General features: G+C 38.7%; 17 protein-coding genes. 13 read left to right on the top strand and 4 right to left on the bottom strand.

Annotated elements, in window-relative coordinates; translation table 11 throughout:
* The first annotated feature begins 63 nt into the window (after positions 1 to 63).
* From KV40_RS24385 to KV40_RS24335, 11 genes are all read left to right on the top strand, one after another.
* Positions 64 to 801, top strand: coding sequence for a hypothetical protein (locus KV40_RS24385; RefSeq protein WP_036486850.1), 738 nt, complete (start codon positions 64 to 66; stop codon positions 799 to 801).
* Between the two features lie 4 nt (positions 802 to 805).
* Entirely contained in the window at positions 806 to 2560 is a 1755-nt protein-coding gene (locus KV40_RS24380) for a hypothetical protein (protein WP_036486849.1), read from the top strand.
* Between the two features lie 2 nt (positions 2561 to 2562).
* Positions 2563 to 3330, top strand: coding sequence for a hypothetical protein (locus tag KV40_RS24375; protein ID WP_036486846.1), 768 nt, complete (start codon positions 2563 to 2565; stop codon positions 3328 to 3330).
* Positions 3331 to 3351: 21 nt separating this feature from the next.
* Positions 3352 to 5139, top strand: coding sequence for a type IV secretory system conjugative DNA transfer family protein (locus KV40_RS24370; protein WP_052055918.1), 1788 nt, complete (start codon positions 3352 to 3354; stop codon positions 5137 to 5139).
* Positions 5140 to 5155: 16 nt separating this feature from the next.
* Complete coding sequence (locus KV40_RS24365; protein ID WP_036486845.1) at positions 5156 to 5536, top strand: hypothetical protein; 381 nt, start codon at positions 5156 to 5158, stop codon at positions 5534 to 5536.
* A 7-nt stretch (positions 5537 to 5543) separates the two neighbouring features.
* On the top strand, positions 5544 to 7367 hold the full coding sequence (locus KV40_RS24360) for a hypothetical protein (RefSeq protein WP_036486844.1): 1824 nt from the start codon (positions 5544 to 5546) through the stop codon (positions 7365 to 7367).
* Complete coding sequence (locus KV40_RS24355) at positions 7364 to 7708, top strand: hypothetical protein (protein ID WP_036486843.1); 345 nt, start codon at positions 7364 to 7366, stop codon at positions 7706 to 7708. The genes KV40_RS24360 and KV40_RS24355 overlap by 4 nt, the downstream gene beginning before the upstream one ends.
* Positions 7709 to 7723: 15 nt before the next feature.
* Positions 7724 to 8881, top strand: coding sequence for a hypothetical protein (locus KV40_RS24350; RefSeq protein WP_036486956.1), 1158 nt, complete (start codon positions 7724 to 7726; stop codon positions 8879 to 8881).
* 63 nt (positions 8882 to 8944) lie between these two features.
* Positions 8945 to 9208, top strand: coding sequence for a hypothetical protein (locus KV40_RS24345; protein ID WP_036486841.1), 264 nt, complete (start codon positions 8945 to 8947; stop codon positions 9206 to 9208).
* A 319-nt stretch (positions 9209 to 9527) separates the two neighbouring features.
* Positions 9528 to 11090, top strand: coding sequence for a DEAD/DEAH box helicase (locus KV40_RS24340; protein WP_036486839.1), 1563 nt, complete (start codon positions 9528 to 9530; stop codon positions 11088 to 11090).
* A gap of 52 nt (positions 11091 to 11142) precedes the next feature.
* Complete coding sequence (locus tag KV40_RS24335) at positions 11143 to 11571, top strand: hypothetical protein (protein ID WP_036486837.1); 429 nt, start codon at positions 11143 to 11145, stop codon at positions 11569 to 11571.
* A 415-nt stretch (positions 11572 to 11986) separates the two neighbouring features.
* Here KV40_RS24335 and c2c8 read toward each other — a convergent pair whose 3' ends face one another.
* A complete protein-coding gene (c2c8, locus tag KV40_RS24330; protein ID WP_036486834.1) occupies positions 11987 to 13891 on the bottom strand; it encodes a type V CRISPR-associated protein C2c8 in 1905 nt (634 codons plus the stop codon).
* Positions 13892 to 14356: 465 nt separating this feature from the next.
* On the opposite strand from c2c8, the gene KV40_RS24325 reads away from it, so the two are divergent.
* Positions 14357 to 14695 (top strand): hypothetical protein, encoded by a 339-nt coding sequence (locus tag KV40_RS24325; protein ID WP_156114160.1) that lies wholly within the window; start codon positions 14357 to 14359, stop codon positions 14693 to 14695.
* 13 nt (positions 14696 to 14708) lie between these two features.
* Here the strand turns inward: KV40_RS24325 and KV40_RS24320 are convergent, their stop codons facing one another.
* Positions 14709 to 15818, bottom strand: coding sequence for a tyrosine-type recombinase/integrase (locus KV40_RS24320; RefSeq protein ID WP_253274376.1), 1110 nt, complete (start codon positions 15816 to 15818; stop codon positions 14709 to 14711).
* Positions 15819 to 16045: 227 nt separating this feature from the next.
* Here KV40_RS24320 and KV40_RS24315 point away from each other — a divergent pair, with 227 nt between their 5' ends.
* Positions 16046 to 16849 carry a hypothetical protein gene (locus tag KV40_RS24315; protein ID WP_052055916.1) on the top strand — a complete coding sequence of 268 codons (804 nt, stop codon included), beginning with the start codon at positions 16046 to 16048 and terminating at the stop codon, positions 16847 to 16849.
* Here the strand turns inward: KV40_RS24315 and KV40_RS24310 are convergent.
* Both KV40_RS24310 and KV40_RS24305 read right to left on the bottom strand, forming a co-directional pair.
* Complete coding sequence (locus tag KV40_RS24310) at positions 16846 to 17199, bottom strand: type II toxin-antitoxin system PemK/MazF family toxin (RefSeq protein WP_036486830.1); 354 nt, start codon at positions 17197 to 17199, stop codon at positions 16846 to 16848. The two genes, KV40_RS24315 and KV40_RS24310, sit on opposite strands and share 4 nt — an antisense overlap.
* Positions 17180 to 17404 carry a hypothetical protein gene (locus tag KV40_RS24305; RefSeq protein ID WP_036486825.1) on the bottom strand — a complete coding sequence of 75 codons (225 nt, stop codon included), beginning with the start codon at positions 17402 to 17404 and terminating at the stop codon, positions 17180 to 17182. The genes KV40_RS24310 and KV40_RS24305 overlap by 20 nt, the downstream gene beginning before the upstream one ends.
* Positions 17405 to 17587 lie beyond the last annotated feature (183 nt).

Genomic DNA, 17587 nt, shown 5'->3' with positions numbered 1-17587 from the left:
TTTTACTGCTAACAGCTAATAGCTAATAGCTTTTAAATAAATAGTTCTTAATTTGACCCGAACATGAATATCGAGCGCATCAATAATAAAGAATTAAAAGCCAAAAAATCTTTAATTGCGGTCAAAGACCGTAATAAAGTTGTCCTGATCCTGGGAATTTTATCTTCAAGTTTGATTGTCAGCATATTACTTAGTTTATTTTTAGCTTTTAATAACTTTCTTTTAGCCAACAAAGAAAAAATCTATGTAGAACAAATCGATGGAACTACCAGTACGGCAATCGAAAAAGATCGTGACTTTCGTACTGATGAAGTAATTATCAAAACGGTTACTGATTGGCTCTATCTCACCTGGGAATGGGACACTAGAATTCCTGGTACTGAAAGCTTGGATACGGGAGTTGCTATAGAATCCAATCGAAACAATCTTAAAGTTCCCACTAAAGTTTATTTAGGTTCTTACCTATTAGAAATAGGTTTCAGGCAGGAATTTCTCAAAACAATGTCAGAAGTTATTCCCAGATCTGTTTTTAGCGGTGCTACTACAAGTAATTTAACAATTTACGATATCAGCCAACCCATAATACGTAAAAACTCTTATCAAGTTAAAGTTATTGCTACTCGTACCGAATTAACAAGTAGCGGTGAAAAATTACAAACTAAATTTAACAAAACTATTGTTTTAGAACCCATCGAACCATATCGCTTAATACTTGAAGATCGCGAGCCTAGTGCATTTAGAAAACAGCTAGAGCAATTATTAAAAAACGGTCTGATAATCACTAATATAGAAAATTATTAGGGTAATGCCTGAAACTACACTCGATAATGCTGAAGTTATTTACTCTTCCGAGAACGAGGAATCACAATTAAACTCAGAAGCCGCACAAATTCCCAAAGAAGATTGGAAAAAATTAGCCAAAGAAGTTTCTTCGGGAGCGAATAGTTCTGAAAACAAATCTGTAGAAACTAATTCTAATGAGGCTTCTAATCCTAATGAGGCTTCTAATTCTAATGAGGCTACTTCTTTAATTGACGAGAAAGAGCTTTACAAATCGAATAATTCTGCGCTCGGTGCTGGCAATCCGCTATTTAGAGTTTTTGCTGCATTGTTAGTTACGGGTTCGTTAGCACTTGCCGTTATTTTTCTTTGGTCTTTTTGGATTAAAATTACAGGTGGAAGTAGCAAGCCAAACAAGGCTACTGAAGAAACAGAAGAAGAAGCACCCGAAGCAGCAGCAGCAACCGAGGAGTCTAGCGAAGAAGACCGTTTACGCGCACAACTTGCTTTTATAGAACAAGAGCGAGCAGTTACTTCCGAACCCACTCCCACACAACCAGAACCAGAACCCACACCGCAACCAACTCCAGAACCCGCTCCACAACCCGCTTCTACCCAACCAACTCCCGAACCTGTAGCCAGATACAGACCGACTCCAGAACCCCAACCAATTGAAACCAATCCCTTAGATGATTGGGCTATTTTAGCTAGTCTGGGGGCTACAGAACCAAATAGTAGTTCTGAGGCTCTAAAAGCAGCAACTCAAACGAACGACATAGAAGAAAGCCAAATTGCAGTTCGTACTACTCCTTCCAATCCCCAATCTCAATCCGAGATATATAAAAATGATATTCAACCCGTAAGCTCGCAATCAGACAATACTAATACAGAACAACTTTCTCCCACCGAACCCGTCGAAATTGCTCGAATAGCAAGTTTGACTATCGGTTCGGGTCAACTAGCCTCGACTTCGCCATCAAAGAGCGAATTATATTCTCAAAGTTTGAGTCCTGCCAGTAAAAAAACAATTTCAACTGGATATGCCAACAAATTAAACAATTTAGCCAATAGCGGTACGACTTCTTCTTCATCAACTCCGACATCGTTTCAATCTTCTTCCCAAATCAAAACCGTTCCTTTGGGAACTTCGGTTAGTGGAACAGTTGCTACGAATATAGTTTGGAGTAATAATACTGCTTCTAATCGTACTAGAGCCACACTAACTCTAACCGAACCTCTAACCAACCAGCAAGGCGAAATAGCTTTACCTACAGGCTCGAATCTAATTGTCGAAGTTGCCCAGATCGATTCAAACGGCATGACTTTACTCGATGCAATTGCGGTTTCTTATGTCGATAAACAAGGGCAATTTCGGCAACAAGCAGTTACTCCAGGCACTTTGCTAGTGCGTGGTGAAAGTCATCAACCTTTGATAGCCGAGGCTATAGGTGATTCTGGTGGTACTGTTTTGGGACAAGACCTCTTAATTGGGGCTTTGGGCGCAGGAGATAGAGGATTTGAAGTTCTTAACGAACCTACCGAACAAACTATTGTCAGAGATGACAATTTTTACGGCAGTTCTTTTCGCAGTTCCACCAGACGCGATCGCTCTTTAGTTAACGGCGCATTAGAAGGTGCATTCAGCACGACTAAAGAACGATTGGAAGCACGTAGCGATCGCTTGGTTGAAGAAGAAATCGCTCGTAGCAAAATCTATCAAATAGAAGCGGGAACGCCTGTATCTATCTATGTCAACAGTTTTTTACAAATTAATAACTAACCATGAGCAAAAAAATTCTCAAATTCAATCTAGTTTCTGGTGCTTTAGGATTCATGCTTGCTGGAATGACTTTTTTACCAGTAACAGCCGAAACTAAAAATATAGGAGCGAGCCAAGCTCAAGCTGAATCGACTACGGTTAATGTTTCACAGGGTAAAGCTACAGCTATTAGCTTTGAAAATGGAGAAACTATTACTTTCGTTCTTCTCAGCGACCAGTCTCGCCACATATACACTCTTAATGCCCCTGTCGAATCGGGTCTAGCTAAATCGATATTTTTGCGGCGCATTCAAAACATTGAGATTCCAGGCACTACTACAACTTCTAGACCTAACTTGTTTGTCGTTACTGCTGACAAAAATGGCAACCAGCAGGAATACGAGTTTGTTATTGTCAATAGCGATGCTCAAGATGATAACAACCGAGTCTCGGTTTCACCTGATGTTGTCAAAAAGCCAGTAGCTACCAAACCTCCACAACCTAAAAATACTCTAGTTACTTCATTAGGTGAAGCTACTCCCGAAGATATTAGATTGGGTTTAGAAACTAAGTTAGAGCGAGGTGCTATAGCAGCCGACGATCCTCTAGTTTTGGCTGTAGCTGAATGTATTGCTTTAAGCTTGAACGATACTCCTTTAAAAGAAGCTGCCCGTTCCTTCGAGCTTCCACTTTCACTATTAAGCGAACTGGGAAAAATTGGTTTACAAGAAGAAACCAGACGCAGATTGATGCCCTTAGAAACTGAAGATTTTAACTCTAGACAATACTAATAGTGTAAGGAGTTAACTATTATGTCCAGCTTTACCTATGTCTTTGGCGATCTCCTCGAACAGCTAAAAGATCCCAATCTACTGTTATTAATAGGCTTGCTATTTATCTTAGCGGTCGCCAATCTCGGAGGAGAGAAGAAAAGTCAGTTAACCAGGGCTACTTTAGCTAACAACAGGGTAAAACTTCGCACCGTTAAAACTGCTATAGAGCAGCTAAAGAGTAATCATATCAATGAAATTTGTCTTTTTTCAGGCTCTTTTCGACGGTGGCAACTCGACTGGTTTATGCCTTTTTGTAAAATTTGGCTTACTGGATATCCACCTAGTTTATTTATTCCTAATGCCAATCAGTCAATGGAAGTTGTCGGTCGTCCCAACTGTGGAAAAACTTTTAGCGTAATCGATCGGGTATTAGGCAGCGCGATCGCACAAAATTATCCTATATTTCTTTACGACTATAAAGGTGGACCACATGGACTTGGAGGACAAATACCTTTTGTTGGTGCGTCTGCGGTACGCCGAGGATATAAATTACGAATCTTCGCTCCAGGTCGAGACTATAGCTGCGTAATCAATCCTTTAGATTTCATTACTGATGATGAGGATATGACTACTGCCGAAACTTTGGCTAAAAATTTTCATGCCAATCTCAGAGGCGATACTGGTAAAACGGATGGATTTTTTGGTCCTGCTGGTAAAAGAGTTTTATTTGCTTCCTTTCTTCTTGCCAAAAATACTATTTATCCCGATTTGGCTATGGCTTTTTGTCTGTTGCAACTGCCTGATTTTGCCAAACGTTTGAAGTATGCAGCAACTCAAAATCTGAAGTATTTTTCTAAATGGGTTCAGATTGGCTTCAAGCAAATAATATCAGTAGCCGAAGCTGAAGAAACTAGTAGTGGAATTTTAGCTGGCGCACAGGATATTATTACTACCTTTATGCAGCACGATCTATTAGCTAGTTTTTTAGGCGAGACTAACACTTCGTTAATTTTAGAGCGAAAAGAAATTTTAATCTTTCAAAGCGACATCTCGCGCCAGCAAGTCGTCAATCCTTTACTTGCTGCCACGATCGAAACTCTCATCAATCAAAATTTTGCTTTTCAAAGAGAAGTTCCTTTGATTTGTAGCTTTGACGAACTAACAACTATCAAAATTGAAAATCTGCCTACTTATGCTAACGAACATCGCTCTAAAGGTTATGTCGGTATTTATGGCTATCAATCTATCGAACAACTAGAAGACTCTTACGGTAAAGGTCGAGCCAGTATTTTACGCAGTCCACTAGGAACTCGCTTCTGGTTCAATCCAGGTAATTTACAAACTGCTCGTGATTTTTCAGCTTATATAGGTGATAAAGAAGTAGTTGTTAAAAACAAAACCACTTCTCGTAACTTAGGCAGCATTGGCGGACAGAGATCTATTAACGAACAAACTCAACTTACTCCTATTCTTAAATCCGATGACTTTACAAGTTTTCGCAAAGGTGAGTGCGTTTACATAAACAGTGCCTCTGAATCGGAAACAAGAGGAGATATTCCCTGGCATTTACGCCGCATAAAAATTCCCAGAAGAGATAAAAAAGATGAAACCAAGTGTAAAAAATTGTGGTCGGAGCAAATTATTCGTAATTTGACTAATCGAGAAATAGCTTCTCGAAAAAATCGCGATTTAGATTCAGAAATCGAAAAAAGAGAAGCTCTAGCAGAAAAACTTTTTCCTTTACCACCAAAATCAGAATCTAATTCTGCATCTGTACATAATGATAAAGAACGAGAGAAAGCAGAAGAATTTAGGTCTTTTATGTAATTAATACTACGAAATCATGAGTTTTGAAACATTACAACTATCAAAAGTAATTCGCAATTGGCAGCTTGCCGAATCGACTAAAAAATCGATTATTGCCAATCCTCCTATATTAGAATATTTAATAGAGCAAAAACAAAAATACCCTTTTCCCTGCAATTATCTACCCAATCTAATAGAAATATATTTTGATGAAATTTGCGTTTTGAAGTACCAAGACGAGCGAACAATTTATCTTAACCAAGACTCCTCAATTTTTTCAAATACACCTAAATTTACTGAATGGAAATTCGATTGCGAATGTGCCATTTTTCAATATGGTTCGGAGCTTATAGTAGACCGTACTAAGTATATTAGCCTAAATTTGAATATTCTTGAAAACTTAAAGTTTACTAATTAAAGGCACAATGAGCGAGCCTCAACAAACAGAACCAAAATTATCCCTTTTATCTACTGCTCGATATTTAAATCGTGAATATGCAACTTTGTTCGCCAAAGCAAGAGAAAACTTCGAGCAAACTAGCAATATTGAATTGAGAAAACCAGTTTTTAATAAAGAAATGTCAAATTCCCCAAATATTTTCGTTCCCGAACAAGAATCAAATATGTACTCGGCTTTTAAAGATCTGATTGCTACTTTAGACGATAAAGTCGAGGGAGTTGAAAATGTTGACTCTCTAAGTGAAGAAAAGTCGGCTAACGAACAGCAAAATGAGCTTGAGTATCTAAATAATGCCGTAGAGAAAAATATCGAACCAAAAATAACAACCGAAGATTTGGTAGTAGATCGACAACAAAACACATTGGTTGAAATCGCTCTAAATTTGACCGAACCCGCAAGAGAAGTTTTACAAGATACGGAGCTTAATGTTTCCCAAATTGGAGACTACCAACTCTGGCGCGATCGCGATGACATAGCCCTGATCGATGTCAAAAACAACGAGCTTATAGTTTATTCACAAACAAATGTAAATATTTTTCCCGAAACCGCTAACTCCGAACGTCTTCAAGAGTTAACTGGCAATTCTAATAGTCTCTGGCAAAAAATTAAAACCGAACATCCAACTCTCGACACTAATTATCGAGCAGAAGCAATATCTTCTGCTGCTAGCAAATTTCAACCTTTAGACCCTACTACTAAAACACGTTCTCAACTCGAATCCCAACAAGTTCCTTCGCTTTCTTCAAGCGAACGACGTTCCCTCGAACAAACGCTTTCACTAGTTAAAGAACAAGTCAATAAAATTCAGGAGCGATATTCTCAAACTAAAAATTGGCTTGGCAAGATATCGGAATCTATTTCACAAAATGTCGAACGCGATCGACATAAAGCTAAAACTTGGTTCGATACTCAAACCCAAAAAATAGCTGCCTACGTTACGACCAAACGTCTGATCGAACACGCTTACCATAAATACCAAACTGGCGAACGAAGACTTGGAGATAATAAGTATAGCGTTGGTGACTACAATATAGAACGAACCAAATCTGGAGAATATCAGATAAGAGATCGCCAGAATAAAACCATAGCAGCTTTTAAAGAACTAGAAGGTAGTATACTCTCAAAGAATCGCTTAACTTGCACTGCTTACAACTCAAATCTTGACGAGCTACAAGGAGCGATGAAGGCATTTAAAGATCCATCTTTAACGGCTAAAGGTACTCAAAAACAAGAAAATACCTACGAACTTCAACTAAACCAAATTATTAAACAAGTTGCAAACAACGACAGGGAAATTTCTCAAATTGGTATGAGTAAATACTCCATCGAGCTTCATAGCGATCGTTTGATTGTTAAAAAGGACAATAAAAATATTATTGAAGCTAATGCGACAGGCACTTTCAGCCAGATTGGTATTTCTGAAATAGATGAAATCAAACGAGAGTTAAATAAAGAAAAACAACAAAAAAGAGTAGATACTATTGCCCCAATACTCTCAAACTATCTAAATCTCAACCAAACTCACAAGGTTGATAAAGCGAGTGTTCTCGTAGAGTACCTGAGCGATACTAAAACTATTATTTTTAGAGACAAAAATAATCCAGAAGAATCTCTAGAAGCTACCTGGAGTAATGGTCGCTGGAACGATTCGGGGAACACCAAAATTAGCGAAGATAAAGAGATTTATTTTGTCTCTGAAGTAGCCCCAAAAGTTAACAAAGCTCTTTCCGAACAGCAACAGATACAAAACCACAGCCAGCAAAAGTCTCAACGTCGAGGAATTCGATGAATAACAATCTTCAAATTGCCGATACTGCCGAGCAACTGGTACAGTTTCTCAATCAAAGAAAAATTATTTCTCATTCGGGGAAGAATTTTACTATTGAGTGGGATGACGCTACAAATATAATTGCTGTATTTGACAATAGTACGGGAAAAAGAGCTTTTTCAGCTTTATGGAACTCTGAAAGCGCGGAGTGGCTAAACACGGGAACGGAATTGTCAGAAGAAATTTTGCAATATGCCGCGCAGCTTCAAACTCTAACAAGTGAATCAGAACCAATTGTTAACTCCCTTCATCAACAAAAACCCATTCGGCAAAATTGCCCGAAACTCCGTTTGAAACCCTAGCTACCATTTAAATTCATGTATACTAGAAAATCGACTTTTCTTGCCATCTTCACCTTTCTAGCTTTAGTAAGCTATGGTACGAATTTTCTTGCTGCTAAAGCTCAATCAAATTCTTCAGTCACCTATGAAATAGAACCTCCTCCCGATTGGCAGCAGCTTTCTTTTGCCGATTTACAAGGTGTAAATGAATCTGGTGCAGTTGGGGATGAATACAATGACTTAATCGGATATGATTTTGAACGAGTTTGGAATGCAGGTGATACACCAGATCGCTTTTTAAAGCTAGGAGATTTGGAAAACTTTCTCGCTCCACAATCTTTTACCTTAGAAGAAATAGCACAATCTACCAAATCCTCAGAAACAATCGATTTTGACAGTCTTCCTCTATCTGAACTCCCCTTATTAGGAGAACAAACTCTATCTTCTTTAATTGAAGCTATTCCAGATTTAAAAAGCTACAGTGCCGAAGAAATAGCTCCAATTGAAGAGCTATTGTCCCAAAATGGATTGTTTACCTCTCGCCAGCAACTAGGACAGTTACTTTTATTCAATCCTAATTTAGGAAAGTTAGAACTAAATAATATAGATCTGACTCAATACAGTGTTTCCTCCATCCCTAACTTAGAAAAAACGAATCTCTCAGAATTTGAAGGTTGGCAAAGTAGCTTTGTCGGCGAGATTCCAGGATTGAGTGAAGTCCCTTTAGACGATTATCCCAATTCCATATCCGACACTGGTTCGATTATTGCCAGGGCTGACTTTATTTGGGGAACTTCTGAAGTTAACCGTCAACACACTATTAGCGGTTCTTATTTAGAGGGTTTTTCCGTTCCCTGTGAAGTTAATTGCGCCAACATCGAATTAGACGATTTTGAAAACATGGGACAAAGCGTTCAGTTACCTTTTGAGGGCAGTCAGTGGATTTCAGGTAAATACCAACAAGTTCTTGGAGGTACGGGGTGTTCGATCGGATACGAACCTACTGGCATTCATCCGTTTGGCGATACTTTTAAAGTCGTCCTTTGGGAAACCTATGAAAATACCGATACCGCAGAAAACATGATTTTTTTCAATTTCCAAACACATTGCGGTGAATCACCCTACATTATTGGTCCTATTCCTAGTCCTTTAGGTTCGATAAAAGTTAATGATTGGATATTTGTAGGCAGTTAAATCAAAAAATTGGCTGGCAAACTTAGTTTATTTATCGAGATTAATTAGTTGAGGTGTAAAGCTATGACTGGTAAACGAAAAGGCAAACTTTCTTTTATGAATAAATACGATACTAATGGAACAAAACAAACTGAACTACAAGAACGTTCGACCATTTATTTGAAGTTTACAACTATAGCTTGTATCTTAGCTTCTATTCTAGCGAATCTAGCTATGATAATAATATTTGTCAATCAATTTAATAATTCTGATAAATTGCTCGATATAAATCTCAAAGAAGAATTACTTAAAATACAACTAGAAAAACAGGATAAAAATGCCGAGTAATAAGAGACTTTTTTCAAAGTCAAATAAAATTTCACCTCCTTCCAAACAAACGATGAAACTTGTCAACTACGCTCGTTTGGGATTAGGAGTTTTTGTCGCGATCGCTATGTTAATACGTTTGGGATTACAGTTTAAATCAATTATGTAAACAAAACGGCTATGTCCGAAATTTTCACCCAACAAGCACTCGAAAAACCAAAATTATGAAATACCGAAAGTATACTACAATCGAGTTTTAGAGCGAGTTTTTCTTTGATAAAGAATCTTTGATTCTTTTCTTTATCTTTTTGAATTCACAAAATATTTTAAAGTTTGCCAAGTGAGCGAAAAAATTCCCTATACTTTAAGAAATTATCAAAAAAAAGCAGTTTCAGATACTTACAATTTAATTCGCCAATCGGTAAAAAGAATATTATTAGTATCTGCTACGGGTTCGGGCAAAACGCTGATCGCAACTAAAGTGATCTTCGACGCGGTAAGTCGAAATAAACGAGTTTTGTTTGTGGTGCATCGAGATATCTTAATTGCTCAAACCTATAATAAGTTCGCTGCGGTCGGATTAAATTGTGGTTTTTTTAAGGCAGGTTGGGAAGAAAATATCGATGCGAACGTCCAGATTGCTTCAGTGCAAACCCTGCCAAATCGTCAGAAATGGAAAGAATGTAAATTCGATTTGATTATTTTTGACGAATGCCATCTTGTGGCGTTTAGCAGTATCTGTCAGCAAATAATGCAAATATTTTTTCCTGATGCTATTTATTTAGGTTTGACTGCTACGCCCTGGAGGTTATCAAAAAAAGAATCTTTGGGAGATATTTATTCAGCGTTAGTATGTACCCCCATGCCCAAAGAACTTATTCAGTCTAATTTTTTAGTTAAACCTTCTTATTATGGGTTAGATTTCGACGTATCTTTGGATGAGATGGAAGTAACCAACGGCGATTACAATGTTCCGCAGCTAAATACCGTTTGCGATCGCCCCGAACTAATACAGCAGCTTTGCCATAGCTGGTTTGATTTGGGCTACAAACGTCGTAGCGTTGCTTTTGCGGTGGGAGTAAAACACGCAGAAAATATCGCCAAAGCGTTTCTAGAACGAGGGATAGAAGCAGCGGTAGTGACGGGAAAAACGCCAATATCCGAACGAAATCAGCTTTACAAACAACTTGGTAGCGGCAAACTTTTAGTTTTAGCTTCCTGTGGAGCTTTATCAGAAGGATTTGACGTACCTGAAGTAAGTTGCGTTATGCTAGCACGTCCTACAAAATCAAAAGCTTTATATTTTCAACAGTTAGGTAGAGGGTTGCGTTTAGCACCTGCCAAACATGACTGTTTGGTATTAGATCAGTCTCAAAACGTTATCGAACATGGTTTTATTGAAGATTTAGAGGAAATTGAATTGAGTTTGAGTGAAGAAGAAAAAAATAAAATTCAAGGGAAAGCTCCTCTAAAAATCTGCCCGACACTTGATGGAGGTTGTGGAGTCTATATTTACGCGACCTGTTTACGCTGTCCTCACTGTGGATATAATTTCGATTTGAAAAAACTCGTAAGTGTTCTGGGTACAAACCGATTGGCAATTGCGACAGATAAAGAAAAGCTGGTTTTATATCGCGAGCTTTTAAGACACGCTTACAGTAACGGTTATGCCCCAACCTGGGCAGCAGTAAAATTCAAAGAAAAATATAATTTTTTTCCACCTTTTGATTGGGGTAGGGGAGCAGTTTTCAACCACCAAAAAACAGACTCTTTATTCGAGCTTTATCAAGATTATTTAGGCAATGCTGCTAAACGATTGAATAAAGACCTAGATTGGGTCAAAAAATATCTTTATTTGGAATTTGGTCACGATCTAACGTTAGAGATGTCGCTCGCTCGGTGAACTACCAAAGCGCGATTCAATTTAACAAAAATTTTTTCAAGTAGAAAATAGAATGAATAAAAAAAAAATCAACAGATATCTAGCAAGATCCGCTGTTTCACTAGAAGCAGCAGAAAAGTATTTGGCTTTGATGCACGAGCGATCGCTCCTTCAGAAGAGAACGATTTTCCCTTTTCTCTACGGGTTTTCGCCAAAATCTCGCAACAGTATTATTCGCTATTGCCAAATAGCGACCAACAATTCTCTTAATGCTTTACTACTAGATGCCAACTACTTAGTTGGGTGTGACTCTAGCAACACTCAAGAGCGAGAGCTTCCTGCCTGGGTAGCCGAACATATAGCAGAGATCGAGCAATTGTCTTTTATTTGCCAAAATTCAACTTCTCTTTCGGAAACTGCCGAACTTTTTGTTGCGGTGCAAAAGTTTTTTATCTTTGCAGTAAAGAAAGTCCGTTCTCTTCCTGGTTGGAAACCAGATTAATACATTAGCTCGCACTACTGACAATCTTAACTAGCAACTCCCATGCTCGACACAACACAGCGAAGCAGGGTGGGGTAATCATTTATTATTGTAAGAGATTTTTCAATGGCTTATGTCTCGACTAGAGCGAAGTTCCTTGATTAGCTTAGAAAATATTTCTTTTTCTCGGTTTTGAGAATTCATACATCTTACCATCGAAATTTTGCTAGAAAGAGCGATCGCCCGTAGGCAATCGCCCTTTTTTCCTCTAATATTGCCTAGATTGGCTAGATTCAATAATTAAATTTCTACATCAATACCAAGAGCGGGATTATTTTCGTGTTTTTCTAAAACATGGGCATAAATTGCCGTTGTCTTGGGATCGCTATGCCCCAAAAGTTCCTGCTTTCAATCCCAAATAAGTATTAGAAATAATTTACCCAGTAGCAGCTTGAAAATTAAGCACTAACTGAATTTCAGGTGCTGTTTGCGCGACACTGTTATTTTTTTGCCTTTTCTTTTTAGGTTTTGCTTTCAATCCCAAACTGCCCGAATTATCTGGGGCGCGGTTGTCCTCAGCTAAAAAATTAGTTGCCAATCCAGGTATGGTAAGAGTTTGAAAGGCATTGAAATAGAGATTGTTTTTACGTACCTCTCGTTTCGCGCACTGCTGGGTTTTTCTTCTATTTTTTCTATTAGTTTTTTCCTCATGGGAAGGGATTGTGAGCGCATCACGCCCAAGTTCTACAATTGTAGATTCCTCCTGCACTGAAGTGCTATGCACCTCCTTCAGAGGCTTAACATTCCCACCTAAAGGCAGGTAGTTTCCTAAGAAATCTGCTTTGGCTCTGATGCAGATTGCGGCTGCTACATCTCTTGGTGCAACATAATTGCACCCAATGTTACTGCATCTATGTGTACGCTGTGATAAGCTTTTTTTCTGGCGCGTGCCACACTTCGGGCAATCCTGACTGGTAAAGTTCGCTTTGACTTTGATAAATTCTCTCTGATGCGCTTTAGCTTTAGTTTCAATCATCGTCAGCAGTTGCCCTAGACCAGCATCGGCAAAGCTTTTATTCAAGCCCGATTTAGCTTTGGCGTTGTTTTTCTCCCATCCCTTACCATCTTCGCATTTTTTGGGTTTTGGTCGTCGATTGAGATTGGCTATTTTAATGTCCTCTACGGCAATCGCACCAAATGTTTTTACTAAATAGCTTGAGAGTTTGTGATTGTATGCTCGTCGCTGACGCTTGGTTCCAAATGTTTTTACTAAATAGCTTGAGAGTTTGTGATTGTATGCTCGTCGCTGACGCTTGGTTCCAAATGTTTTTACTAAATAGCTTGAGAGTTTGTGATTGTATGCTCGTCGCTGACGCTTGGTTTTTTCATGCAGTTTGGCGATTGCCTGTTTGGTTTTGATACTGTTTTTAGAATCTTTCTGTTGTCGGGTTAACTTTCTTTGAAACTTTCGCAATCTCTTTTGTGAGGCGCGATAATAGCGCGGTGGTTTTACTTGTTTACCGAGATCGTCAGAATATATATACTGTAAGCCAACATCTAAGCCACACGCTTTTTGGCTTGGTTTTTCGGTTTCTTCTGGTAAATTGCCGCTTAGCTGAAGATAGTATTCTGATGCCGTTTTAACTATCTGGAGGGTGCGTGGTTTGATTTCTTCTTGCCAACGCTTTTCGAGATTTTTGTTGAGTACTTTTAATTTGCCGAGAACGCTAACCCCAGGACAGGCAAAGGTATTGTGGTTAATGTGTAGGGTTATATTCTCAGGCTGTATACAATAGAGGCTCTTTAAACGGTCGCCTCTCAGTTTACTTTTGAATTTTGGTTGGTGAGCTATGGTACGTTTTTTATCTTTGTATGCTTGCCACGCTTCGGCTAAGTGTTTTAAAGTTCCCGCGATAAACTTGGCAGGAATTCCTTTTAAATGGGGACAATCGGCGTAATTGGTTTTAGTGATATACCCTATAAGTCCTTTAAAGTTGTCGTATTTCAGACGCGGTTGGGGAACGGGTAAAGGACATACAGGATGGGGAGTTTTGCCAACTGAAATCGGACAGCTAGCGGCATACGCATTGGTCTTAGAAAATTTTAAATAGCATTTTCTAAACTCTCGATCGCGTGAAATCACTGAACGGTCATCAGCGCGAAATGAATTCGCGCTTACGCCCACTAATTTTTTCTCTAGCCAATTGTAGTATTTTTGATGGTGAAATTCTAAAAGCAGTCCCAATCCTTCATTCCAGACCCAGCGCAAAGATTCAAGCCAGCTATCGATAGTCGCTCGCTGTATTTTATTAAGTTTTAGCTTGAACTCTACTGTTTTCACGATTTATTAGGCGATCGTTCTGAACGAATAGACGGCTGGTCTGATAATACATTAGATCTATATCAAAAATCAAGAGCTTTTATTATGGTGAATCGTATGTTAAGGTGCGATACAGCAGTATGAATCTCGTTACAGGGTGAAGTTTCGCGGTTAAAAATTTGCCTACGATAGATTTTGAGAAATATAAGAATTTCTGAGAAATTGAGCTTTTAGTTATAAAGATTTGGCAAAAATTTAGCGTAAAGAGCGCGTTCTAGCTCTTGTGGTTATTGCTGTAAATATAAGGCTGAGGTTATGACAAAGAATATATTTGTATTTTTTGTATGCTGCGATAACTTATGGCTACTTTTCAATACAAGCTATTAGACTGAGCGATCGCAAATCGGAGCTAAAATTCTTGCAAGAGATACTTTTTTGAAAATCAACTTTAAAAATATGGATTGTAATTACCAAACTAAGACAAAATTGAAATCAACCGAACCTACAAAAACCAAACAACTTGTTGTTGAAGCCGAACTATCTCCCACTCAAAAAATGCAGCAGCTTTCGTCAGAATTAGAAAGTTTACCAAAAATTGGTAAGCGATTGGCTATCCATCTCGAACAAAACGCCAGAACTAAATTGACTACCTGCTGTAACCAAAGAGAAATTACTCCAGAAACTTTTATTGAAGCAGCTATAGTATTGCTTGAAAATCATCCAAATTTAAAAGAAGCAATATTAAATGAAGCCGAATCTAGGTTGCGTTTGCGAAAACGAGCGGGGTACTTACGTCGAACTATTTCTATGATAGAAGGAGCGTAAGACTAAAGCTAATTCAATCAGACCAGAGAGCGGCAGGATTATGCTCCCAGCGATCGCCAACATGAACGTAGACAGCAGTAGTACGCAAATCGGCATGACCTAATAAATCTTGTACCTGACGCAGTTCTGCTCCCGCTCTGATAGCTAATGTTCCCGCAGTGTGTCTGAGACTATGAGTTGAAAGCGTTCTTCCCGCTTTAATTTTTAAACCACTTTTCTTGAGATAGCTCGTTACTAATGTCCGAATTTGAGAACGAGAAAGACGACTGCCACGACTACGATTGCCTACAGATACGAGTAATGGGGAATCAGTATCGAGCTTTTGTCCCACTAGTTTTCTAGCTACCAAATAATTTTTTAATAGCTCTGCCAGTGAGTGAGTTAGAGGTACGATTCTCAGGTTGCGCTTGCCAAAAACTTTAATTCCCAAATTGTCTCCCTGACGGACTATATCTCCTAAATTGGCACGATGCAGTTCTACCGTTCGCGGACCTTCACGCACCATAAATTCGACGATAAATAAATCTCGTGCTTGCTTGAGTGGGTTATCGATCGCTACCTTTCCTTGAGGTGCGCTCGAAGCTACTATCTCTAGTAATTCATCTACTTCAAATTTTTCTAAAAAAGCAATCGCCGAACACGGATCGGACTGCATCGACGGTGGTTTAATACCGATTGCGGGATTGTGCTTCAGCAACCCTGCCTCTATAGCAGCATCGTAAAATCGCCTTACTGTCGTTAGCTTTAGAGCAATGGTGCTACTTTTTAGCCCTCGTTCCCGATGCAAACTACGACGATAGGCTTTAATTTCTTTTCTACCTGCTAAAGCTGGATTGACTCCAACTCGCTCGCACCAGATTAAATATTGCTTTATCTGGGTAACATAAGTACGTATCGTGTCGTCTGCTGCCGCACCACTTCCCACATCGTGAATTAAAAAATCCGACCAAGCATCCATAAAAGAATTGGGAGCGAGATGGTTTGGGGTAGATGGTGGAGAAGCAACTAACATTACTCGATCTTTCAATTGACGATAAGCGTAATTATCGATTATTGAATTATTGTACTTCTTAACAGGTAACAATTTTCCTTTTTTCAAAAATGCACTTTTAATAAACTGCATTTTTACTCGTTATCGTTTATTTAGAGGCAAGGGCTTTTGCTTATAAAACCTTTTTGATAGCGATTGCCATCGGCAATAGGCTGCGCGACCAATTGCTCTGAAAAAAGAGCTAAAAACGGTACAATTACCACAACTATCTTATTCTTTCAAAAGGCGCAATCGTGGGTAAGTGGAGGAGCAAATACAGAAGAAAAAAATCTAGTTCCAGCAAAAATAATATTGTCGGGGTGAATAGTGCTTTTAGTTCCTTAAGTGCCGAAGAACTTGAACTACGCGCCACTTTGGAACATCAGGTAACAAGCAGCTTTCATACTTCGGGTATGGCACTAGCTAAACTCAACGAACTCCGTCTCTATCGTAACACCCACTCTAATTTTGAAGAGTTTTGTCTTGATGTTTTTGGCTACAGTAGCGATTACGCCTACCTTAAAATGGCGGCAGCTAGAATCTATCAAAATCTATCGGACAATTTACCGACCAATGGTCGGCATTTCCCACTTCCTACCCGACAGCGACAGCTAAGACCGATTGTTAAAGCTAAGTTAGATAAAGATGCCCAACTCGAAGTGTGGCTCGATGCCATAGCTTTAGCAGAAGGGAAAATACCGAGTTATGCTATTGTCGCTGAAGCCGTTCGTCTCTATCTTGCCAAAGATAGCGACAGAGAAAATCCTTTTGTCGAACGTGAGGTTTGTCGCATTGTAGTTAAAGGCAATTCCAAGCTCAAAGGTAAAGGAGACTGCTGGTGTATCGTCAGTCAGGTTCTGGCAAATAGCTGCATGGTAGATACTTGGGCTGAAGATAATATTGAAGTGCCGATTGAGAATTTAGAATCGATGGGCTTTAATAAACGCGAATACAAAAACCTTGAAGATATTGGCGTGCGGATGACCAAACTCCACCAAACGGGTTCTTTAGATGAGGCGGCTTTATGGGTTCTCAACGGACTCTCCAAACTCGATCGCTCCTATTTGACTCCTTTGGAAGAGAAGCTATTACAAGTACTAGAAGCATTCTACGTACAAAACTAACTATTAATAAAACCACACTCAACTAGTAAAGCTCTTTCAATCTGGCTCCAATATTTGTTTTCAATTGCACCAATTTTATTTCTAAATCTAGCCATAGATACAGAACGAATTTTGCTCAAATTTAATCCTCTTTGGCGATCTAGTCCATTTTGCTTGGAAGAAAAAACATTGACGATGAATGGATAGTCTCCCGAAGCCAAAAATGGAACTATGACAGTTGTATCTCCATACTTATTGCCAATGTCGTTTTGTAATACTAAGCAAGGTCTGGTCTTCTTGGTTTCCGAATCTTCAGCAGGATCGAGTCGAACAAACCAAATATCACCCCGTCTAATCGTCTTCGATACCATCCCCTAAAGTTATCTCCCATAAACGATCTTCTTCTTTCATTTGCGAATTATTTTTCTGAGCTAAATATCCTTCGCGCATTTTTTCCTCAAACTTAGTAGCACGATCTTTGGCAATTAAATCATTAATATACTTACTGCGATTGGATACTTGGGAGTTTAGATAACTCAAATTTTCATCATCAACGCTGATACTTATGTTGGACATGATAATATTTAGTATTATTATTACATAATATTATTTTATAATATAACAAACTAATAAAATAGTTCAAAACGAGTTGGCGCAAGCGTATCGAGTGTGCGAATAGGTATAACAACTTTTTTCCAATTTGCTAATGAATCATCGCAACTCGACAATCTGTAGTGTTATTTATTACTTTTTTAGGTA

It is taken from the genome of Myxosarcina sp. GI1 (assembly GCF_000756305.1).
Lineage (GTDB): Bacteria > Cyanobacteriota > Cyanobacteriia > Cyanobacteriales > Xenococcaceae > Myxosarcina.
The sequence above is the reverse complement of the archived record's forward strand: the minus strand, read 5'-3'. Positions and strand labels throughout refer to the sequence as shown.